At 60.7% G+C, this 21,863-nt stretch carries 15 protein-coding genes; 10 read left to right on the forward strand and 5 right to left on the reverse strand.

The window, feature by feature from the left end; all coding sequences use genetic code 11:
* Position 1 precedes the first annotated feature (1 nt).
* Positions 2 to 679 carry an SgcJ/EcaC family oxidoreductase gene (locus tag BSZ35_RS00805; RefSeq protein ID WP_105010667.1) on the reverse strand — a complete coding sequence of 226 codons (678 nt, stop codon included), beginning with the start codon at positions 677 to 679 and terminating at the stop codon, positions 2 to 4.
* A complete protein-coding gene (locus tag BSZ35_RS00810; protein WP_105010668.1) occupies positions 666 to 3,179 on the reverse strand; it encodes a prolyl oligopeptidase family serine peptidase in 2,514 nt (837 codons plus the stop codon). The genes BSZ35_RS00805 and BSZ35_RS00810 overlap by 14 nt, the downstream gene beginning before the upstream one ends.
* 438 nt (positions 3,180 to 3,617) lie before the next feature.
* Between BSZ35_RS00810 and BSZ35_RS00815 the strand changes: the two genes are divergently transcribed.
* From BSZ35_RS00815 to BSZ35_RS00835, 5 genes are all read left to right on the forward strand, one after another.
* Positions 3,618 to 3,998: a roadblock/LC7 domain-containing protein gene (locus BSZ35_RS00815; RefSeq protein WP_105010669.1), complete on the forward strand. Its 381-nt coding sequence runs from the start codon at positions 3,618 to 3,620 to the stop codon at positions 3,996 to 3,998.
* A gap of 39 nt (positions 3,999 to 4,037) precedes the next feature.
* Complete coding sequence (locus tag BSZ35_RS00820) at positions 4,038 to 4,547, forward strand: GTPase (protein WP_105010670.1); 510 nt, start codon at positions 4,038 to 4,040, stop codon at positions 4,545 to 4,547.
* 116 nt (positions 4,548 to 4,663) lie between these two features.
* Positions 4,664 to 5,224: a protoglobin domain-containing protein gene (locus tag BSZ35_RS00825; RefSeq protein WP_105010671.1), complete on the forward strand. Its 561-nt coding sequence runs from the start codon at positions 4,664 to 4,666 to the stop codon at positions 5,222 to 5,224.
* Positions 5,225 to 5,298: 74 nt separating this feature from the next.
* Entirely contained in the window at positions 5,299 to 5,691 is a 393-nt protein-coding gene (locus BSZ35_RS00830) for a hypothetical protein (protein ID WP_105010672.1), read from the forward strand.
* 247 nt (positions 5,692 to 5,938) lie between these two features.
* Positions 5,939 to 6,475: an HPP family protein gene (locus tag BSZ35_RS00835; RefSeq protein WP_219846563.1), complete on the forward strand. Its 537-nt coding sequence runs from the start codon at positions 5,939 to 5,941 to the stop codon at positions 6,473 to 6,475.
* Positions 6,476 to 6,613: 138 nt separating this feature from the next.
* Here BSZ35_RS00835 and BSZ35_RS00840 read toward each other — a convergent pair whose 3' ends face one another.
* The 3 genes from BSZ35_RS00840 to ggt all read right to left on the reverse strand — a co-directional run bounded on the left by BSZ35_RS00840 (position 6,614) and on the right by ggt (position 12,458).
* Positions 6,614 to 7,582 carry a fasciclin domain-containing protein gene (locus BSZ35_RS00840; protein ID WP_105010674.1) on the reverse strand — a complete coding sequence of 323 codons (969 nt, stop codon included), beginning with the start codon at positions 7,580 to 7,582 and terminating at the stop codon, positions 6,614 to 6,616.
* A 92-nt stretch (positions 7,583 to 7,674) separates the two neighbouring features.
* Positions 7,675 to 10,461 (reverse strand): TonB-dependent receptor, encoded by a 2,787-nt coding sequence (locus BSZ35_RS00845; protein WP_105010675.1) that lies wholly within the window; start codon positions 10,459 to 10,461, stop codon positions 7,675 to 7,677.
* A gap of 182 nt (positions 10,462 to 10,643) precedes the next feature.
* Positions 10,644 to 12,458 carry a gamma-glutamyltransferase gene (ggt, locus tag BSZ35_RS00850; RefSeq protein ID WP_105010676.1) on the reverse strand — a complete coding sequence of 605 codons (1,815 nt, stop codon included), beginning with the start codon at positions 12,456 to 12,458 and terminating at the stop codon, positions 10,644 to 10,646.
* Positions 12,459 to 12,867: 409 nt separating this feature from the next.
* On the opposite strand from ggt, the gene BSZ35_RS00855 reads away from it, so the two are divergent.
* The 5 genes from BSZ35_RS00855 (at position 12,868) to BSZ35_RS00875 (ending at position 21,532) form a co-directional block, all read left to right on the forward strand.
* Complete coding sequence (locus BSZ35_RS00855) at positions 12,868 to 14,013, forward strand: citrate synthase/methylcitrate synthase (RefSeq protein ID WP_105010677.1); 1,146 nt, start codon at positions 12,868 to 12,870, stop codon at positions 14,011 to 14,013.
* A 189-nt stretch (positions 14,014 to 14,202) separates the two neighbouring features.
* Positions 14,203 to 14,556, forward strand: coding sequence for a DoxX family protein (locus BSZ35_RS00860; protein ID WP_181149123.1), 354 nt, complete (start codon positions 14,203 to 14,205; stop codon positions 14,554 to 14,556).
* 282 nt (positions 14,557 to 14,838) lie between these two features.
* A complete protein-coding gene (locus BSZ35_RS00865) occupies positions 14,839 to 16,017 on the forward strand; it encodes a site-2 protease family protein (protein WP_105010679.1) in 1,179 nt (392 codons plus the stop codon).
* 813 nt (positions 16,018 to 16,830) lie between these two features.
* Positions 16,831 to 18,261, forward strand: a complete 1,431-nt coding sequence (gene pyk / locus BSZ35_RS00870) for a pyruvate kinase (RefSeq protein WP_105010680.1) — start codon at positions 16,831 to 16,833, stop codon at positions 18,259 to 18,261.
* Positions 18,262 to 18,379: 118 nt separating this feature from the next.
* Entirely contained in the window at positions 18,380 to 21,532 is a 3,153-nt protein-coding gene (locus BSZ35_RS00875; RefSeq protein ID WP_105010681.1) for a tetratricopeptide repeat protein, read from the forward strand.
* Positions 21,533 to 21,863 lie beyond the last annotated feature (331 nt).

Raw genomic sequence — 21,863 nt, forward strand, 5'->3', positions numbered from 1 at the left:
ATTACTCAGTGGCCGGGGGCGTGTTTGCATTCCAGATGTCGTGGGTGGTTTTCCACGTGCCGTCGGGCTGTTTTTCAAGAATGTTGAGGTACTTGGACGTAGAGGTGACCGGATCGCCTCCTTCTTCTGGGGTTACGGTGACCGTCGCGATGCCCCGACCGTACGCGAGGGAGTCCGAGACGGCAACGTCTACGTATCGACTAGAAAGTTCGGGGTCGTATGCATCGAACAGAGACTGGTAGTACGCTGCGACGGCGGCACGTCCGGTGTCGGCCGGTTGGTTTGGGGGCATCAGGACGGCATCCTCTGTAAAGTACGAGGCGATGCTCTCTGCATCCTCGTTGTTGAATGCAGCTGCTCGGGCGGCGCTCACCTTCTCAATCTTTTGGATTGCTTCTGAGGAGGAAGGGGGGGAAGGAGATTGACACCCTCCAATGAGAAGGAGACCGATGCACGCGTACGCGAGTGGGCGGGGGACGAGAGCATTCAACGGCTCAGTATGGAAACGGGGGAGAAGCTGCATCCGGGGACGAAGGGCGTGGGGGGAACGATGCAAGAATGGGCAAGCGATCATCGGTTCAGACGCGCCGGAGTTTACACCCGTCGGAGAATCGCTGGATCCGGCGGGCGCGGATGAGGAACCCCCGTTCCACCGGCCGTGTCCCTCACTTTGAACCATTGGGATGAAGAGTGGACGGCCCAAGGATCTCCCCCTTCTCAACGCTCCAGTCGGTTCCAAAATATCCCCAGTAGCGCACACTGTCCTGACCGTTGATCAGCATATCGGCGTCGAAGACGAACAGATCGGGAAAGCCGGCGGCGGAGCGAAAGTACCGGGTGGCCGAGGCCGACCGCAATCCAGGAAGACCTGTGCCGGTGACAACCCCAACGGAGGCCTGATCGCTCTGGGGACGCGGACGCACGAAGTATGCCCCCAGAGTGTTGCTGTCAATCGAGCGTGAGCCAATGCTGAGTTGGCCTCGCTTGACCTGGACTGGACTTTCTCCAAGGAGGGGGGACCAGGCGGTGTTCATGTCCGCATGGCCGTAGAGGAGGACTCCCCGATCAGGATGCGCATCGGCGGCGAAGGCGGTGTCGGGCAGCACGTCGACGGTGCCATTGCCGCGGTACCAGAACGTCTCGGCGTCGAGTCGAGCCTTCCGGCGTGCCCATCGGGTTTCGGCGGCAGTTCCCTGGGTTCCGTAGACCAAAACGACGTCGTGGTCGATGGCGGATTTGAAGGTGCCGTATCGATGGGGGCCTTTGTGGTCAGGAGACGGTGCTTCGGTGAGGGCCCACCCCGTCTCGCTGTGCCTGAGAAAGAGGCGGTCGGCCGAGGCGGCTGTGCCCGTGAGCGAGAGGCTGTCGTCGTCCAGGCGCACTCGGACGGTGTCGGGCAGGCTGAGGCGGTCAAGCGACAGGGACAAGCGGGCCACATTGTCCGTCGTTCCCGTGATGGTGCCGTTTGTGGTATCCTGGGTGAGGGTTATCGAGCTGTAGGCAAGCGGCTGGTGCTGCGCTTCAATGCCGGCCCAGTGCGAGCGGGCGCTGATGCCGGGATTTGCTGTTGTGAAGCGAATGGTTTTTTGCTCCGAGGGAGGAGCGATCTCGTGCCATCGGAAGTAGTCGAACACAGGGGCAAAATCGAGACTCTCGCTTCCCCACCAGTGTCCGGCGCCGGGAACCTCGTAGTACGCAAAGTCCCGGTGGAATTTCGAGAGGGTCTCGGCCATGGCGCGGCCGTGAGCAGTCGGCACAACCTCGTCCTCCGAGCCGTGGACGATGTACACGCCGTAGTCTTGAAGGTTACGGTCGAGGGCGTACGTATCGCTCGGGTTGCTGGCCCGCTCGATTTGTTGTTCGACGACGGTCGTGCCCGTGGTTTGCTCGCCGGGCCGACCGTAGGCACGAAGGTTTGGGTAGCCGGCAAACGGGGCGATGGCGGCAAACCGGTCGGGATAGGTGACGCCGACGTGCCAGGTTCCGTGTCCTCCCATCGAATGCCCGGTCAGGTACGTCCGGCTCCGACTCGTGCCGTACCGTTCTTCGGCCACACGAAGCGTCTGAACGGCATTTTGGCGCCCCCAGTCTTCCCAGTCGAAGCCATAGGGGCGTCGGTTGGTGGGGGCGACGATGTACGTATTTGGCTTTGCGGTGTAGGTCCCCGCCTGGCTCGGGGCCTCGACGGAGGCGCCGTGCAGGGAAAGGACCATTGTGGGACGCTCCTGGGTGTGCGACGATCCGGCAGGGGGTACGACGCTATAGTACTGCACACTGCCGTCGATGTCGCTGCGAAACGTGCGCTTGTGGGTTTGGCTGGATCGAACCACGTCTAGGGTCGTCTGCAGCGTGTCGAGCGGCCGGGTCGAGTTGTCCTGGCGGAGGAGGGTCAGGCGGAGGGGAACGGCGCCCGTGGTGTCGGGACGATAAGCGGGGAGACGGACCGACACCTTTCGGGTCATGCGGGCGGGGAGGCGGGGAAGAGGAGTTACGGTTGGGGCGCCCCCCGCGATCTGCGCCCGCAGGACGAGGGTCGTGTCGAGGGCAGCAGTCGCGTTGGTGACTCGCACTCCGCCCCAGGTGGGCTCACGTGTGTCGAGGCGGAGGTCCGGCATCGTCATGTCGCTTCGGGCAATTGAAAACGACGTCGGAGAGCGAAGAAGCTGGACCCGCACCCGTCCCCGCTCGCTTCGGAAATACAGATGATTGGGGCCCTCATGAAGCCGGATGGGTTGACGACCCCAACCGTAATCATAGACATCGCCCATATGAGGAATCCCATTCACGAGCGCCTGGCTGTGCCCCGAGGCATTCAGGAGCACCGTCTGGGCGGAGTCCGCGTTGATCGACACGTACAGATATCCGCCCCTGAGAGACGGATCCTCGAAGTATCCATTCGGCCCCGCTGTAATGGAGGACCAGGTGGAGGGGCTCTGTGCACTGAGAGGAGTGCCAGCTGTGGGGGGCTGCAACGTTCCCTGGACCCACTGGTGCAGAAGCGTGTCCCGATAGACGGCAGACCGGTTGTAGTGGGTCCCGCCCCGAACGCTCAGGCCTTCCTGTATCCGAATGGTGTCGGGGGCGGACGAAGGCTGTGCCCGAGCGATGAACGGAGCTGCACCTCCTAATATGAGGGCGAGAAGGAGAGTACATGCGCGATGCTGAAAAGACGAGGTCATTCGTGCGGGGCGTGATCAAGAGGCAATCCAAAACGACAGAAAGGGCAATCGACAACCAGAGGAAAGAGTTTCGGCGGAACGAGCGAGCAGCGCCCATGTGCGTTGGCAGGCGTCTAAGGGCTGTGGTGACTCGCCCTACGGCACTGTTAGCAGGGACACTACAACAACGACGCTCTCGTTTGGAGACGTTCTTTCTCCACCCGGACGCCAAGTGACGGTTCGATGGTGCTTCCCGTGGCGAGGCGGGGGAGTTCGCTGCCGGCTCAGGAGAGAAGCGCCTTGCGGCGCGAGTCACGATCAGTGAGGATTCATCGGAACGGCCGATGGCCCGACAGAAAAGAATCACTGCTCGTGGAGGAGGTTCTCGCCGGAAAGGCCGCACACGGACGCCGGGCAGATTCGAAATTTTTGTGTTCAGGCCAATGAGCAAATAATTGTATGTCAGCAGTCAAAGAGATCGACGACGTACTGAAGTCTCTTGAGAGCGCAATTCCGAGTATCATCGGGACGCTTGTTGCCTCTGGAGATGGGTTTGTTGTGACCGATACACTCTCAGGGTCAGAGGCGGAGGAGGTGGCGGCGATGGTGGCCACGACCGCCAGCGTGAGTGAGCGCATGTCCGCAACCCTTTCGGCAGGCGGCGTCAATGAGACGAGTATCAAAGGAGAAGAGCGGAGCATTTTTCTCTATCGCGCAAGCGAGCAGGGGATTCTGGCGGTCATAGCGGAAGGCGAATCGAACGTCGGCATGATTCACCTGCGTGCCCGTGAAACCGCCAAGGCCATTGGAGAGCAGCTTTCGGCCCCTGCGGTCACGTAAAGCAGAAGCTTGACGCGTTTGAATTGAGATCTTTCTGCGATGGCGACAAAGGTTGTGGTGACGGGACCGGTGTGTGCGGGGAAAACGAGCTTCGTTCGCCTCCTAAGCCAAGAGGATGCGCTCTCGACCGAGGCCTCGGTTACGTCTTCGATTGGAAAAGAAGAGACGACCGTCGGGATGGATATTGGGCAAGTAGGGGTCGGGGAACGAAGTGTCAAGTTGTTTGGGACGCCCGGGCAGAACCGTTTTGCGTACATGTGGGACATTCTTGCATCGGGGGCCGATGGCGTGCTGCTCCTCATTCCGGCCGACCGGCCGCAGGCCGTCGACGACGCCAAAACCATCGCGGATGATCTGCCGCCCGTCTCCTCTTTGCCCATGGGCATTGGGGTCACCCGATCCGATCTCGCCGAAACGCCTGTGATGCCGGCGGTGCAGCGACAGTTTGGTTCTCAGGCGGCGTTCATCGAGCGCATCGACGGACGGGTGGCCGAGGAGTGCCGGGGCTTGCTCACAGCCTTGCTTGAGACCATGGAGGCTGTTGGTTGACACGTCAGTCGTTCGACTAAACGACCCGGATCCTTACGACCGAAGCCCTTATTCTGCGGAATACAGGCAACTACCGCAGCAGCGATCGATTTTTTCCACCAATTGAAGTAACGAAAATGGAAACTCGAAGCGAACGGAAGAGCTGGACGGTTCAGAAGGAAGACATTCACGCGGAGTTGGCCGAGATGATGGAGCTCACTCCAGAAGAAAAGACACTCCTTTCCGAACTGGAAGGGGGGGCTGAGAAGCAGGCAGAGGCACTTACGGAGGATTTTTATAGTCGCCTGCTCGCCCACGAAAACACGGCGGAGTACTTCGAGGGAGAGGACATGAGCGAGCGTCACGCGATGATTGCGGATTGGTTCGTTGATTTGTTTTCGGGCGAGTACGGACAAGAGTACGTTGCGCAGCGGCTCAAAATTGGGCACGTCCACGTTCAGATTGGACTGCCTGTGCGGTATCCGCTTTCCATGATCGATGTGATTATGCAGCACGGGAGGACAGTTGCGGAGCAGAGCGCATCTCCCGACGCAGCGGAAGAGGCTTTTCAGAAGGTGTTGTCCTTGGACATTGCCGTTTTCAACCAGGCCTACGAGGATCGACAGTTGAAGCATTTGGCAAACCTCGTTGGAGGGGAGCGGCTGGCCCGCCGTCTGCTCACAGGAGTCGGCGATTAACATAATGAGATGGGACCGGTCAAGCACAGGCCCGCGAGCCCATCATCTTCTGCTGCGGAAATGTGGAATGTGATATGCAAGAACAGACAATGTCGCCCGAAATTGGAAACGTCGAAAAGGGCAAACGCGGACCGGGGCGGAGCGGGACACTTGAAGACAGATCCTCTCCGCTCTCTCGCATTGAGCCAGACCGAGTACGCGTCGTCGCCCTTGTGGTCCGGAAGTCCGGGCAGGTTCGGCAGTACGACTGCTATGCTCCTGATGAGGAGGCCGGCGTTGAAAGCGTGATCAGTCTTCAAGAGGGGACCATCTGGCTGCGACGTCTTGGGTGGGCACGGTCAAAATCCTCTCCCGAGGTGGGAGTGCGATGGACCTCTACGGGGCTTATCCCGCAGGAGGTTGGTCGGGTGAGCGTGTTTCGGTGGCCCAAGGGAACCTCCATTCGCGTCTTCGTGGATACGAAGTGATGCCCGAGGTTCCACGTCGTTGATGAGAAGTGTTTGGGGCCCGATCCAACCGGCACCCCGACGACGATGGCAGCGGCACCTGCGAGGCGGAGGGATGCCGTCAAGTCCCGAACACCACGATCCGGTTGCGCGAGTTGTAGATTGGCGGCTAGTACGAGGGGGGAGAGCCCCGCTTGAAGGGAATCACATCTGCACCTGGGGCGTGTGGGAGAAGCGATTCGTTTCTTGGGCCAAAAGAATCACTCGCGTGCTTCCATCGACGCGCTTACAGCAAGTGGCAGGCATCAGTGCGGCCACTGTTCTGTTAAGTGGTGTTCTTGGGGTTGTGCTTTGGGCAACAGGACGCCCGTTTCTCTTTCCGAGTCTTGGGCCTACGGCGTTTGCCCTTGCCTTTCAGCCTGGGCAGCACCAGGCCAGGGACGTCTTGGGCGGTCATCTGTGCGGCGTTCTGGGAGGGCTAATCGCCTACACTGCCATTGCGGACGGGACAGTGCTCACGGCCTTACCGCCTGCGCAGTCCGAAGCGGCGGCTCGGATGGCCGGTAGCGGCGTCCTATCGGTTGGGCTCACGACAGCAGGAATGCTGGGAACGCAAGCCGTCCATGCTCCAGCGTGTGCGACGACACTGATCGTCTCCTTGGGATTGCTGCCGACACTTCAGGACGGAGCACTCATCGTGGCGTCGGTAACGCTCCTGTACGGTGTGGATGCAGGGGGGCGGGCCATTGCCCGCACGTACAGGAGGGGTGTGCATGGAATTCCCGGCGATGACGGCCGGTCCTGAAGCGCCGTCAGTGGCGTGGAAGTGCACAGCCTCCGGATGACAGTCGGCAGCCCGACCGGCCGTCACGTCGAAAAACGACAGTGGAGCCCAACAGAAGGGGAGGATGTCTGAAGTCCCGTTCAGTTGGGGAGCGAGGCGTTACGGGGAGAGGACCGTGTCGAGGCTGTGGAGGACGCCGTTTTCAACAGTGACGTCCGGCGTTGCGACCGGGATGCCATCCACGGTCACGGAGTCCGTTCGTCCGTTATTGTCGTTGTCGAATCCGACAATGGTCACATCCGATCCTTCCAACGTCTCCACGTCCGACGATCCCACCGGAATGTCGTCAAGACGGAAGACCTGGTTTAGGACGTGATACTTCAGGACGTCTTCGGGGTTTGCAATGGAGCCTGCCTCCGAGAAGGCAGCGTTTGTTGGGGCAAAAACCGTGAGGCCGTCGCCCGGGTTCGGGCCGGGGCCGGTCCCCCGAAGCACCCCTTCGAGCCCCGTCTCGCCGATGAGACGTCGCAGCGTCCGAAACGTCGGCATGAGTTCCGCGCGATCGACGACGTCCGCCGTTTCGAGCAGCACTCCGTCCGTCACGTGCACGACGCCGTTGGAGGCGTCCGCGTCGCCGTTCGAGATGGGCTGTCCATTGACGGTAGCGCCCCCATCCGTCACCTGAATGGTGAGCGGGTCTCCCTCGACGGTCGTATAGGTTGCGGAGTTGCCCTCGCCGATGGCGTTGTCCCCTTCGCGTAGCTTCACGACCTGCGGAACGATGTGATACTGCAGCACCTCGCTCAACAGTTCACTGTTCGCGTCGGACAGCAAGTCCGTCTTGTCAATTCCGTCGAAGGCCGCGTTGGTTGGGGCAAAGACGGTGATGTTGTCCTGCTCCAGCGCGCTCAGAAGGTCGGCTTTTGTCGCAACCTCCTCCAGGCTGCTCAGGGCCCGGACCTCTTCCACGTACTGCTTGATGGTGGGCTTCTGCGGATCCGCGTCGCCGAGATCCTGACTGGTTACGGCGTCACAGCCGACCACAACGATGGCGACGATCATCAGACCGACACCGGCGGCACCCCAGGATCGGAGTCGGGACATAAGTGCGGGAGTAGCGTCAATCATAGAACCAAACGTTCTGAATTCGAAGTCAGAAAGGGGATCTCTCTCGATCCCGGCAGCGGGCGGTTCCGCTTGCCGGGACGAGCGGGGTGCTGTTAGAGCGAGATCGTCAGTCGGCTGTAGATGAAGCGACCGTTGAAGCCGAACGGGGAATTCCGAGGGTACGGAAGGATCACGTCGAACGGATCGTTGACCTCGGGCACGCGATCCGGATATACGTCGAAGAGGTTGTCCACTCCGACGGCGATGTTCACTTCGTCACTTTGCAGCGGGCTGTAACCAACCTCGGCCCCGAAGATGTACTCCGGACCCATCGTATACTCGTCCGGAAATCCGTCTTCGTCGGCAATGAGTTGTTCGCCGTAGCGTGAGCCGCGAAGCGTCACATTCACCGACTCGGTGGCGAGCCGGGCCGTGAGCTTCGTCGTCGTGGTCGGGGAGCTTCCTTCCGTCAGTGCGCGTCGGTTGACTGGCGGGAAGATCTGCTCACTGAATTCTTCGCCGAGTCGCCTCGGATTTCGAGGGCCGCCGGTGAGTTCGGTATCCGTCCAGTTGAAGGCTCCGCGGAGCTGGAGTTGCACGCCGTCAGTGAGGATCAACGCGTACTTCGACGTTACGTCCAGGCCTCGGGTTCGCGTGTCAATCGCGTTCGAGAAGAAGCTGGCGGTCGCGGCTCCGGTGTTGGCGTTGCGAAGGATCTCACGGATCTTGGCCCCTCCTAAGTCTTCAGAGAGGATGATTCGGTCATCGATCTGGATGTTAAAGTAATCCACCGAGAGCTGGAATTGCTGGATCGGCTTAAAGATGACACCGCCACTCAGGTTGAAGGACGTTTCCTCCTTGAGGTCCGGAATGCCGAACGCATTTCCGACATCACTATTCACCGGGAAGAGGCCGGTCTGCACCGGCCGGTTGTCGATGAAGGTCGTCGACACCTTCGAGAAGTACTTCTGCGCCTGGTTTGGAGCACGGAAGCCGGTCTGCGCCGTGCCGCGAAGCGACAGCCAGTCGGTGGCATCAAGACGGCTGGCCACCTTCCAGTTGAAGGTCGAGCCAAAGTCGCTGTAGTTTTCGAACCGACCCGCGACGTTGACGAGCAGGGGATCGAGGACGTTGGCTTCGAGGTCTACGTACACGCCGAGGTTGGTGCGCGTCTCGTCGACTTCCTGGGAGGGCCGGAAGCCGGGGAAGACCTGGGCGCCGGCCGCGGGCCGGCCGCCCGTCTGACTGATCTGCCAGGGTGGGTCCTCAAATCCTGCCCAAGAGATTTCCTCTCCGGACTCAATCTGGTAGGTGTCGCCGCGGAAGACGGCGCCGGCCGCCACGTTCAGGGGAGAGGCAAGGGCACTGACGTCGTAGGCACGGTCTACGTCCAGTTGCACATGGGACTGTGCTAGACGAACGGTCCCGGCGTAAAAATCGGTCTGGTTTCCCGAAAGAAACGGGCCGTAGCTCGCGTTGATCGAGTTCGTTATATTGTACTGGAAGTCGTTGAGGCCCCGCTGGAGGTTCAGGTCATAGTTCCACTCGCCCAGCATTCCACGCAGCCCGACCGAGACGGAGTAGTCGTTAATCGGGTTCTCAAAGTTCGGCAGGAAGCCTTCCGGATAGATGTTTGTCCAGGTGTCGCCGCTGAATTCCTCGCGGTAGAAGCCTTGCCCTTTCCCCTTCCGGTAACTGTATCCACCGAAGGCATACACTTCGGTCGGCTGCTCCGCGTCATAGTTGGCCACCGGGTAGGCTCCGTTGGCCCAGAACAAGAAGTTCTCGGAGCGGCCGTCCCCCCAGTGAAAGTTGGGTTGGTCGACCGTCCGGTTCTTCTGCACGACCTCATAGAAGCCGTCTCCGTCCCGGTCCGCCACTTCGTCGCAGGGAGTCGGACTGCAGCCGAAGGGCCAGTTGAAGGAGAAATTCGGATTCGCTCCGGAGGGGCCGGCCCGGTTGGTGGGCGTTCGCAGTCGGTATTCGCCGAAGAAGTTCAGGAAGCCTCCCTCGTCACCGAGCTCGACGCCGAACGAGGGACGAACGCTATACATCGTCCCGTCGTTATCATAAGGGTCCGTTACGTATCCTCCGAAGCGGGTCTCGACCGTTGGGGCGAGGGCCTCATCTTTCAGTTGCATGTTCACTACGCCGGCAATGGCGTCGGATCCATACTGCGAGGAGGCACCGTCGCGCAACACCTCCATACGCTCGATCGCGTTGGCCGGAATGGCGTTCAGGTCAATTGGGCTAGAGCCGCCCTGTACTCCGGCGCCCAGACGATTGACCAGCGCCGTTTTGTGACGTCGCTTCCCGTTTACGAGCACGAGGGTCTGGTCGGGACTCAGGCCACGCATCGTAAAAGAGCGGAGGGCGTCCATTCCGTCGGAGAGCGTATTCTGTGGGAAGTTGACCGACGGCGCGATCTGTTGCAGAATGCGCCCCGTTTCGAACGCCCCGGCGAGTTGGAGCTCTTCCGTTCCGTACACGTCAACGGGCACAGCCATGTCCTCCGCGGCGACGTTACGGGACCGCGAACCGACCGTCACGATCACCTCTTCTCCCTGGAGGGGCGCGCTTGCTAGAGTGAACGTGCGGGTGACGTTCGCACCGGCACTAAGCGTGATCTCCTGCTCGATGACTTCGTACCCGACGAACGACACGCGCACAGTGTACGTGCCGGGGGCGATGTCCTCGATCGAATATGATCCGTCGGCCCCCGCGGCCGTGCCGTAGTCCGTATCCTGGAGGACGACGTTGGCACCGGGGAGGGGGTTGCCGTTTGTATCCTCAACAGTTCCGCTGAGGGTTGCAGGCTGCTGGGCAAAGGCCAGCCCTCCGGCAAAAAGCACCCACGCGAGGCCGGCGAGAAACACAGTGGAGAAGTAGCGTAACGTCATGACAGCAGGGGGAGCATCCGAGAATATGGGCGAGGGGACTCACGCTTGACGGCATTGTAAAGAATCGCTGAACCGATTCCCACGATACGTAGAGCAGAGGTTATTTTCAAGAAAACGTCCCTATGTAACCAAAAAATATAGTAGTTGAGGCCAGGGTGGTATAGAAGTTAAATATTGTGGGCCTAGAATCCTACGGCTGCGCCGGTTCCACGTGGGTCCGAACTGCCATGGAAGGTTCGCAATGGGGCCCGACGATCCTCTGAATGTTTGATTCGGATTCCCTGTGCACGTCCCCAGCGCGGAATGCCACCGAACACACCCATTTCAACTGTCCATCCCCGGGCCCGGAGATTCCAGATCACGTCTTGGGGGAGGGTGTTTTGCTCATAGCTGAGAATCCGGGGCTTCCACTGATGGTGAATGCGCCCCGCCGCTATGGCGCGCTCGATGTTCATGCCGTGGTCGATCACATTGAGGATGACCTGAAAGGTGGTCGTTATGATTGTGGACCCGCCGGGGGCTCCGATCACCATAAACGGCCGTCCGTCCGGATCCTCCACAATGGTAGGGGACATGGAGGACACCATGCGGCGTCCTGGGGCCACGAGGTTGCGCTTGGTACCCGAGAGGCCGTAGAGGTTGGGGACGCCTGGCTTCAAGACAAAGTCGTTCATCTCGTTGTTCATAAAGAAGCCGGCGTTGTCGATGACCACCTTCGAGCCGTAGCCGCTGTTAAGAGTCGTCGTTACGCTTACGGCCATCCCGCTGCTGTCGGCCACCGAGTAGTGGCTCGTCTCCATCGATTCGGTCCCGAGTGCTGGTTCGCCGGCCTTCACCGAGTCGCTGGGAGTAATGCGGAGGGAGTCGAAGGACGCCATTCGATCGCGCATGTAGTCTTTCTGGATGAGCCCCTGCGTGGGAACCTCCACGTGATCCGGGTCGCCGAGCCACTTTGCGCGGTCGGCATAAACGCGCCGCATGGTTTCCCCGATATAATGGACCGTAGCGCTGGAATTGAAGCCCATCCGGCCAATCGGCTTCATCTCCGCGGCATTGAGCAGTTGGGCAATCGCGACGCCGCCGGAGGAGGGAGGGCCCATCGAATGCACCTCGTAGCCCCGGTACGTGGTGCTTACGGGGGGGCGTTCGACGGCCTCATACTCGGCCAGGTCCTGCTCGTCAATGAGGCCGCCGTTTGCTGCGAACTGATCGGCGATCAATTCGGCCGTTCTTCCCTCGTAAAATCCGGCCTTGCCCTGATTCCGGATACGCACGAGCGTCTCGGCCAAGTCTTCCTGGACAAAAAGCTCTCCGGGCCGATACCCCAGCGTTGAGTCCCCCTTTGTGAAGTACTTCTTCGTAGCGGGAAACGCGGCAAAGTCCCCGTAACTCTCATTTAGGTCCTGTGCGAGAGATTGGGGGAGCGCGAAGCCTTCCCGGGCTAGCCGAATGGCCGGAGCCATCACCGTTTCGCGGTCGAGCGTCCCGTACTTGTCCAGTGCTTTCAACAAGCCCGCTACGGTGCCCGGCACGCCGGAGGCGAGATAGCCCCTCCGGCTTCGCGAACGCACGGCGTTGCCCTCTTCATCGAGATACACGTCCTGTGTGGCCCCACTGGGCGCATCCTCCCTGTGGTCAATCGTCGTCACCGACCCGTCGGGCATCCGGATCACCATGAACCCGCCGCCCCCGATATTGCCGGCCCAGGGATGGACCACGGCCAACGCAAATCCGGTGGCCACGGCGGCATCCACCGCGTTGCCGCCCTTTTCCAGCATTGCGACGCCAGCCTCGGACGCCCGGCGCTTGGCCGAGACGACCATTCCATTCTCTGCATATTCCGGCGTAGGGGAGGGGAGGACGGCGGCGGCTTGAGGCCCGGAAGCGACACGGGGGGCCTCGCGGGGGGAGGCCGGGGTCCAGGCAAGCAGAACGAGCACAGTCGTGAGAAGGACGCAGGCGATGCCGGCGGTACGCGCCGTTGTACGAGGGAGCATGACACCGTGAGGAGAATGAGAAGAGATACGAATTCCAAATGTAGAGGCCGTTCTTTTCAAAGGCAATCGGGCTCCCGTCTGGAATTACGTCATTTGAACACCCGGGCCGGTTCCAATACGCTGCATGCCTCTGCCGACGTCGGGGGCGACGTACGAGATCGAAAGGAAGTGCCCCACGTGAAAAGGCGAGACCCCGTCTCTGTGTCCTCAAGAGGACCGAGACCGGTGAGGTTGAGGGCATTCCGGGAGGATGAAGGACGCGAAGGCGCGTACNNNNCTGTGGGTAATAATATGTAGTAATCATGAATAAAAAGTTTTATATTGAACAGTTTAGTATTGAACTATATATAGAGCACTGAAGACACGGCCGCTTAGGGCTTCGATCTCACTCTCACAACCCCATTACGTTATGAACGATGCTGGACCTTCCTTTGGACTTGAAGACGTGACCGTGGCGCAGACGCGTCTCAGCTCCATTGATGGGGAGGAAGGGGCACTTCTCATCGGCGGGTATCCCGTGGAGGACATTGCTCCGAATGCCACCTATGAGGAAGAGCTCTATCTGCTTTTGCACGATTCCCTTCCAAATGCAGAAGAGCTCAGGGACTTCCAAGCCGATCTCGCGCGTCGCCGGTCGATCCCGGACGAGGTTGCGTCGGTGGTGCGGCGAGCGGCAAGGGAGGGACGACCGGCGATGGATGCGCTCCGGATGGGCCTCGCGGCAGTCACGCTTTCGACCGATCTCGGTGACCCGAGTGCGACGGAGGCCAAGGCACTTCGAGTCGTGGCAGCGATGCCCACGATCGTCGCTGCGTACTGGCGCTTTCGGCAGGGAGCCGATCCGGTATCCCCTCGAACGGCCCTTGGCCACGCGGCAAATTATCTCTACATGCTTCGGGGAGAAGAGCCGTCCCGATCGGCTGTTCGTGGTTTGGAGACGTACCTCAATACCGTTATCGACCACGGGCTCAATGCTTCAACCTTTGCGGCGCGAACGGTGGTCTCGACCGAGTCCGACATCGTGTCTGCGGCCACCGCGGCCGTCGGGGCGTTGAAGGGGCCGCTTCACGGAGGGGCGCCCGGCCCGGTTCTCAATATGATACAAGAAGCCCACGACCGCGGAAATTGTGAGGAGGTCGTTCGGGCGCGACTCGATGCCGGCGAGCGCCTCATGGGGTTCGGGCACCGCGTATACCGGGCCCGAGATCCGCGGGCCGATGTTCTTTCTGCGGCCGCAGAGGAATTCTATGCCGGAGCCGGACGCGAGAACGTCTTTGAGACGGCCCGCGAACTGGAGGCGGTCGGATCACGCCTGCTAGCCGAGCGCAAGCCCGATCGACGGCTTGAAACTAACGTCGAGTTTTACACCGCCGTCCTGCTTCACGGCATCGGCTTTCCGGCTGAGCTCTTTTCCCCCACCTTTGCTGTGTCGCGGGTCGGAGGGTGGGTGGCCCATGCCCTCGAACAGAAGCGCAACAATCGGTTGGTTCGACCGGTCGCTCGCTACGACGGCGCCGAGGGACGGACCTGGACGCCGATTGGAGAACGAGAGTAATATTTTTTATTGGGGTAGTTTTACATTGAACGGTTTGGGGGTGAGTCAAATCGTCAGTCGACATTGTGGACGGGGCGTTCCGTCCGATTCTCACTCGCATTCTTCTTTTTGAACGTCAATCTCTGAATTCTATGAGACGCTATTCACTCGACATCGGACGCCTGCTCATTTCGACCATCTTTCTCGGCAGTGCCGCCAAAAATTATCGATCCCGCCGGTACGCAGGCCCACATGGCGGCCTACGGACTGCCCATGACGGGCGTGCTTCTGTACGGCGCAATCGCGACCGAACTCGTAGGCGGGCTGGCATTGCTGATGGGACTGAAGGCCCGCTCGGCAGTGCTCGCCCTGATGGGATTTCTGACGGTCGCGACGCTCGTATTTCACACCGAGCTCGGAGACCAACAGCAGCTTCTTCACTTCCTTAAGAACGTGGCCGTCATCGGCGGACTTCTGCTCGTGATTGCGGAGGGAACCGGTCCCCTCAGCCTGGGCCACACCGATCGGGCCGTTGCCGATGAGAAGGCAGCGTATTCCGCCTAGTACCGGTCAGGACGTTCACGCCCTGTGGTCGAACGCTCGATTCCGGGAACGGGAGGGGCTCGCTTTGAATCTGCCCGGCCGCAAGATGACCCCCGTCGGCCTCCGGGCACGCTACAGATTTTGAGGCCGGGTGGGGACGAAGACGTTTCGGGATCGGTTCTGTCGTAACCGGTGCGGAGCGACTCCTCGTTGGGGAGTGGGGGAGGTCGTAAGGCGATGGAAACGCCTCTGTACATCGCTGCGTTCGAACCTGTCCTCTCTCCCGAAAACTGTTGTAAGCGAATGAAACGATCTCTTCGCATTGGGTCCATTGCTGGAATAGGGATTTTCCTGCACTGGACCTTCCTGCTCCTGATTGCCGCCATTTTCGGATTTTACTACATCCAGAGTCAGAGCGTGGGGGCGGCGCTCGCCGGGATGGGACTCATCCTGGGCGTTTTTGTCTGTGTGGTGCTTCATGAATTGGGGCATGCTCTTACCGCTCGGCGCTTCGGGGTGGGCACGCGCAGCATCACGCTCTACCCAATTGGCGGATTGGCGCGGCTTCAGCGCATCCCGTCCGAGCCAATGAAGGAATTCTGGATTGCGATTGGGGGGCCGGCCGTCAATCTCGTGATTGCGGCTGTTCTGGCCGTGGGGCTTCTGGTGCTGGACGGCACCTTCAACCCGGAGGTGCTTCGCGCGCCTGGCCGGCACACGGTGGCGTCGCTCATGTGGATTAATCTTGCCCTTGCGGGCTTTAATCTGCTTCCGGCCTTTCCGATGGATGGGGGGCGTGTGCTTCGAGCCTTGTTGGCCATGCGCCAGGACTACGCCAAAGCCACACAGACGGCCGCCAATGTGGGGCAGGTCATGGCCATTCTCTTTGGCTTGTTTGGGTTGCTTACCTTCAATCCAATTCTCCTCTTCATCGCCTTGTTCGTGTACGTCGGAGCCCAACAGGAGTCTCAGCAGGCCATCTATCGGGCCTTTACGGAGGGAACTCCCGTACGCCAGGCCATGGTGACGCGCTTTGCGACCCTTGCTGTGGATGACACCCTCGACGATGCTGTGGATGAACTGTTGGCGGGCACGGACCACGACTTTCCCGTCGTGCAGGATGGAGCAATTGTGGGACTGCTCCGACGCAAACAGCTGATTCAGGCCCTCTCGTCACACGACCGCGAGACACCGGTGCAGGAGGTTGCAGACCGAGAAGTGTTCACCACCGAGCCCGGGGCGCCCCTCGATGAAGTATTTCAGCGAATGAATGCTGAGAGCTGCACGACGGTGCCCGTCGTCGATGGAGGGCAGCTTGTAGGACTGCTGACTCTCGAGAATGTAGGAGAGCTCATTATGATCTCAAGTGCCCTGCAGGGCCGGGCCCCGTCGGCCATCCGCCGGTCCGACGTGAGTGATGACACTGTGCGCAAGGTGGCGGGGGAGGATCATTCCGCTTCTGGCCCGACGGCTCTTCCCTAGCAGGAGGGAGGGGCGGAGTCGGCTTGTCGTTCCGACGGCGCCTTTGCCCGCATTCTGCGAACGCGTTGTGCTCTATGTCGATGACATATGTTTTTCCTCCGGCCGAGAGAAAGGAAGACCACCATCGCTCCAGGCCCTCTAGACGTTCAGAAGCGGGAAAGGGAGAGAGAAATAAGAGCGCGCGCTAACGGCCTAGGTAGATTCTAAAGGACAAAACGAAGGGGTAGCGACGACACACCCCAGTATCAGGGGCATCCCTCACGAAAGCACGGAATTTTGGTGAGGTCACGAGGTCCGTGCGGGACCTTCTGTATTCAATCCAGATCACTACCTACCGGACACTTTTCAATTTCGCGGTTGTCGGCACCGAAAAATCCCTGGCGATTCCGCTGATCTTCCCTTCGAAGTCGTTATTTATGGGCGAAACTGCTGAAAATACACCAACGATTTTCCAATTTTCTAACGTCGCTCCAAACTTGATTTGGAGCCTATCAATTCGTAGCCCAGTTAGGCTCCAGGTCTGGGTCTGGAGCGACGGTTGGAGAAGATTTTTCAGTGCCCTGAGCAAACTGTCCGGTAGCTAGGCCAGATCATAAAATCTCCCTTCATGCTGAGGGAAGGAAAGCACGTCTGAGAGAGATCCCGATAGGCCGTCCAGTCCCGCCTGACACGCTCACGGTATCCTCACGCCCCGCGTCATGCATTTCCGCGTCCGCTCTCCTACATTGGACGGCGGTTGCTGGAGTATTCCCCAGATACGGGGCTCCTCTGCCGGGTGGATCGACTTTCTTTTTCGTTCAGCGTTGCTCGATCATGGACCGACGGACGAAGATCGTTTGCACCCTCGGCCCGACCTCTTCCGACCCGGACACCATCCAGGCTCTTGTGCGGGCGGGCATGGACGTGGCCCGAATGAATTTTTCCCACGGCAGTCACGAAGAGCACGAGGAGCGTGTGCGCCGGGTGCGAGAAGCGGCCCAGAAGGAGGGCCGGGTGGTCACAATTCTACAGGATTTGCAAGGCCCCAAAATTCGAGTGGGGGAGATGAAGGACGGATCGGTCATGCTCCGGGAAGGGCAGGAGGTGACGATTACCACGGAACCGATGGAGGAGAGCACGAGCGATCGAATCTACGTCGACTACGAGTCCCTGCCACAGGACGCGGAGGTTGGGGGGCGGATATTGATTGACGACGGGTTGTTGGAGTTGCAGGTCACTGAGGTTCGAGACTCAGAGTTGCAGGCGACTGTCGTAGAAGGGGGCGCCCTGCGTTCAAGAAAAGGAGTCAACTTGCCGAACATTCCTCTCTCCACACCTTCACTCACCGAGAAGGATCTGAAGGATCTGGAGTTCGGGCTTCAGCTCGACGTTGACCTCATCGCACTCTCTTTCGTTCGGGAGCGGGCCGACGTGGAAGCGTTGAACCAGCGCATCGACGAGGCGGGCAAAAACATCGGGGTGATCGCGAAAATCGAAAAGCCCAACGCCGTCCAAAACATCGATGATATTCTCGAAGCGGTGGATGGGATTATGGTGGCCCGGGGCGACCTTGGCATCGAGATGCCGATGGAAGAGGTGCCCAGCACGCAGAAGAAGCTCATCAGCACCAGTATGTCCGCGGCCAAACCCGTCATCACGGCCACGCAGATGCTGGAGAGTATGGTGGAGAACCCACGTCCGACGCGGGCCGAGGCCAGTGACGTTGCCAATGCCGTGCTCGACGGAAGCGATGCGGTCATGCTTTCTGCCGAGACGGCCGTAGGGGATGATCCGGTGCGGGTGGTACGGGCCATGAACCAGATTATCCAGAAGGCGGAGGGCCACTGGAAAGAAAATCGTCCGTCGCTGGCGATGACGCCGGGGCGACTGGAGCAGAGTGAGAGTGTGACGGAGAGCGTGAGTTATACGGCCTGCCGGTTGGCCGAGCAGGTGGGTGCGGAAGCGGTGTGCTGTCTTACCAATTCTGGCGCCACCGCGCGCTCCATTGCCCGGCACCGGCCCAGCATGCCCATCTATGCCTTTACCGACGACGAGCGGGTGGTGGGCCAGCTCGGTGTGCTCTGGGGGACGGAGGCGTTCCACATTCCCTTTCAACAGGATACAGACCAGGGCATTGCCCGGGTTCACAGCGTCCTGCGAGATTACGAACTCGTGGATCCAGGCGATTATGTCGTACTGACGGTCGGAATGCCCCTTCCGGCTCGAGGGCGCACGAACACGGTTCACGTCAGCCGCATCAAGTGAACCGTTCGATGAGAGGTGGAGCGCGCGTGGGGATCCTGCGGAGGGTGTTTCCATTCCATTTCACGTCCCTTCATGCTGAGGGGACCCGCCGGTCTGGTATCCCTCCGCTTATGTTGTCATGAGCCGTTACGTGCATCGATCCTTTCGTGCTGTGCCGCTCCGGGGGGCGGTGGGGTTGCTCTGCGGGTTCCTGCTGGTTGGACTCTCCGGGTGTGGGGAAACGTCCATGCTCGGACGACGCTACGACAATTTTAGCGCCTATTACAACAAGTTCCACAACGCTGAGCAGGCCTTCGAGGAGGGGGTTCAGTCCCTTGAAGAAGGGGCGCGCGAGGTCGACCGGACAGAGTATGTGTCGGTCTTTCTGAAGTCTCAGCAGAACAGGGGCGGGGGGAGCGACTCCCCGTTTGAAAAGGCCATCCAAAAGAGTGCGGACGTTCTGCGGGAGCATCCTGATTCGAAGTGGGTGGACGATGCCCTCCTCTTGATTGGAAAGTCCTATTTTTACCAGAGCAACTACATCGGTGCCGCGCAGAAATTCCGGGAGGCCATGGCGCTGGAGACCGAACGGAGGCGCGAGGCCCGGTTTTGGCTTGCTCGGACGCTCGTCACGAATGAACAGAACACGGCGGCCGACGAGGTGATGCGTGTGGTGGAGGCGTCTGCGGGACAGCCCGATGATGAATGGACGGCGCAGTTGCACCTGGTACGCGGAGAGCTACTGGTCCAACAGGAACAGTGGACGGCAGCGGCGGAAGCGCTGCAGCGAGGATTGGCCGGAGATGTACCGGATGGCCCGGCGGCCCGGGCCGCCTTTTTGTTGGGGCAGGTGTGGGACACTCTGCAGCGGCCGCGTCCGGCACGAGCAGCGTACCGGCACGTGCGTGAATACGACCCGTCCTACAACCTGGCCCTGGCGGCGCGTCTCAGTGAGATTGAACTACAAGGCACGCACGGCGAGCCTGATGCGGCTCTCGATCGTCTCGACGATGTGGCGTCGGACGACAAGAACTACGAACAGCGGGGGGAGATTGCGCTCGTGCGGGCCCGCATATACCGGGCGCAGGGCCGATACGATCGGGCCCGCAAGGCACTTCGGTCGGTTCTCTACGGAGAGGAGGCGCCATCGGGGACGGCAAACGGACGCCTCCACTACGATCTCGCCACGCTGTACCGGGATGCCTATAAAGATTTCAGCCGAGCGGCGGCGCACTTCGATACGGCTAGTACGGGGCTTCAGCGAGGCCGGAGGCAGGGCGAGGCCGAGTCTCAACGACTGCCCCAGGCTCCTGTCGATGCCGATGAGCAAGCCACCCGTTTTCGGGACCTGGCTGAGCGAGCCCGAGAAGTCGCTCGGATGGATTCCCTGCTACGGATCGGGCGCATGGACGACGACGAATTTCAGGCCTTTGTGGCTCAGCTTCGTCGTGAACGGCAAGCGGCCCGGGAAGCGCAGGCCGAGGCACAGCAGGAGGCTGCCCAGACCCGACGATTTCAACAGCGCGGACAGGCGTTGCGCGAACAGCGGCGCAATACAACTCCTGCGGCGGACACCCGGCAGTCCGACGCCGGATTTCTCTTTCATCAAGATCCCGCTCGGGTGCAGCAGGGACGCCAGCGGTTTCAGGAGACGTGGGGCGATCGGCCCCGGGTGGACAATTGGCGGCGTCGAAACGCGATTCGTTCGTCCGGTCCCTCGGACGCAGTCGCTTCGTCCGCACCCGAGGCAGCCCCATCGGCCGGTGGTACGACGGCTCAAAGGGGAGACGCCTCGGTGGGGGGAGGCGGACTCGACCTTGCGGACATTCCCCGAGATTCGTCGAGCCGGGCACAGATGGAGGCAGATCGGGCCGTCGCACGTTATGAATTGGCGAACGCCCTCTTTCTTGCGGCCGGGCGACCGGACTCGGCGGCGACCTGGTACCGGCGCATTCTTCAGAAAAACGCGGATCACCCCGTTGCAAAACGAGCCCTCTACGCGCTTGCGGAGTCCTATCGGGCTCAGGGCGATACGACGGCGGCCCAGCAAACGTATCAACGCCTCCTTGATCAGTATCCCACCACCCAGTTAGCCACGCGGGCTCGAAAGCGTCTTGACCAGGACACCACAGAACCGGCTGATAATGGAGCTGCTGTGGCCGATACCGCTTATGCCCATGCCTACCGACAGTGGCAGAATGGACAGTGGCGGCCGGCGCTTGATAGTATGCTTGTCCTTGCGGCACGCTATCCCGAAACGAAAGCGGCGCCGCGGGCCCTGCTTGCGTCGGGAATTATCTACTGGCGCCGCACGCAGGTCGATTCTACCCGAGCCCCTCGTTCGCTTCTTGACCGGCATGTGGAGGGACTTCTCGAACGCACTCCGGATTCCACAGTGCAGACGGTATCGGAAGGGGCAGAAACGCGCTCGTCCCGTGCACGGCCTGAGTCGGGCCGGGCGGCTCAAAATGCACGAGCGACTCCCGTTACGCCGGATTCTCTTCGGAAGGGGGCGGTGGACTCTACCCAGACACAAGACGCAAAGCAGGCGCCGTTACAGCAACATTCTCCCCGCTCCGATTCCCTTCAACGGGCTGAGAGGGGACAGAGAGCAGGGGGAGATGCCGTTTCCGAAACCGGGAGCGTCTACACCCCGCTCAAGACGCTTCTGAATTATCTCACCCAGCAGTATGCCAATGCTCCGCAAGTCAAACGAGCACAGGTCTTGCTCTCGATGATTGGGGAGCAGCGCGCTGCTGCCGACCCCGCGCGTACAGACTCTTCGGTGGTAGACACCACCAAGAAAGAGGCTCGGCCCGCTCCGGATTCGACGACCCTCGCATCTACACGCGCATCTACGTCAGAATCGGCAGCTGACGCAAGCCCCTCTTCCAGGACCCCACCCCCAATCGATTCGGCTGCAGTTCGTCCCCGCCCGAAGGACTCAACAGGCCACGAGCGCTCCACGTCGTCGGAGCGAGAGCCGCTCCCCGCCCCCACCGATCCGAATGCGCGAACGGCTCCTCCAGACGAGCCGGCACAGAGCACCCAATGGACTCTGCTCGTTGAGCGATTTACGGTCTCGCGGACGGCATCGGCTCGGGAGGCGGAGATGAACCGAACGCTCACGGGCGATTGGGTCGTTGATCTGATACCGGGATCCGATCCGGAAAAACGGGAGTATCTTCTTGTCATTGGTCGTTTTTCTTCGGAAGAAGAGGCGGTCAAGGCACGGGCGCAGCTTCAAGACCAGATCTCTGGCTCCTTGGAGGTATACCGACGGGTCCGGTAATCCCTGATGGTCTTTATGGTAGGGGCAGCGGGAGAGAGGAACCTCAAAAGGGGGCTTCGGTTCGGAGGACCTCAGTGGCAATTCGGAACTGGGGCCGGTGGTCGTTCGGGTTTCTCCGTCGGGGCGAATGCTTCGGTACGGGAGGGGCGGGGAGGCCGTGTCCGGACCGCTGTCACCTTCCATCGACGGGGCACCGCAGAGGGGCGTCTTCGGTCGTACCCGGAAAAGCCCCTCGTGACTGAGTATGGCGTTGCTCAATCTTGCTGCGTCATCGTCAGCTCCGAATGACGAGCGAAGGCGCCCGTCCGGATTTGATCGCAATTGACCGGTT

Origin of the sequence: Salinibacter sp. 10B (assembly GCF_002954405.1) — a bacterium.
In the GTDB taxonomy this organism is placed as follows: Bacteria; Bacteroidota; Rhodothermia; order Rhodothermales; family Salinibacteraceae; genus Salinibacter.

Bases quoted from the DNA above. Each gene is read 5' to 3' on its own strand.
- BSZ35_RS00825 (WP_105010671.1), top strand. From the start codon at position 4,664: ATGGAAACTCGAAGCGAACGGAAGAGCTGGACGGTTCAGAAGGAAGAC.
- pyk (WP_105010680.1), top strand. From the start codon at position 16,831: ATGGACCGACGGACGAAGATCGTTTGCACCCTCGGCCCGACCTCTTCC.
- BSZ35_RS00855 (WP_105010677.1), top strand. From the start codon at position 12,868: ATGAACGATGCTGGACCTTCCTTTGGACTTGAAGACGTGACCGTGGCG.
- BSZ35_RS00810 (WP_105010668.1), bottom strand. From the start codon at position 3,179: ATGACCTCGTCTTTTCAGCATCGCGCATGTACTCTCCTTCTCGCCCTC.
- BSZ35_RS00865 (WP_105010679.1), top strand. From the start codon at position 14,839: ATGAAACGATCTCTTCGCATTGGGTCCATTGCTGGAATAGGGATTTTC.
- BSZ35_RS00875 (WP_105010681.1), top strand. From the start codon at position 18,380: ATGAGCCGTTACGTGCATCGATCCTTTCGTGCTGTGCCGCTCCGGGGG.
- BSZ35_RS00830 (WP_105010672.1), top strand. From the start codon at position 5,299: ATGCAAGAACAGACAATGTCGCCCGAAATTGGAAACGTCGAAAAGGGC.
- BSZ35_RS00845 (WP_105010675.1), bottom strand. From the start codon at position 10,461: ATGACGTTACGCTACTTCTCCACTGTGTTTCTCGCCGGCCTCGCGTGG.
- BSZ35_RS00840 (WP_105010674.1), bottom strand. From the start codon at position 7,582: ATGATTGACGCTACTCCCGCACTTATGTCCCGACTCCGATCCTGGGGT.
- BSZ35_RS00820 (WP_105010670.1), top strand. From the start codon at position 4,038: ATGGCGACAAAGGTTGTGGTGACGGGACCGGTGTGTGCGGGGAAAACG.
- BSZ35_RS00815 (WP_105010669.1), top strand. From the start codon at position 3,618: ATGTCAGCAGTCAAAGAGATCGACGACGTACTGAAGTCTCTTGAGAGC.
- BSZ35_RS00805 (WP_105010667.1), bottom strand. From the start codon at position 679: ATGGTTCAAAGTGAGGGACACGGCCGGTGGAACGGGGGTTCCTCATCC.
- ggt (WP_105010676.1), bottom strand. From the start codon at position 12,458: ATGCTCCCTCGTACAACGGCGCGTACCGCCGGCATCGCCTGCGTCCTT.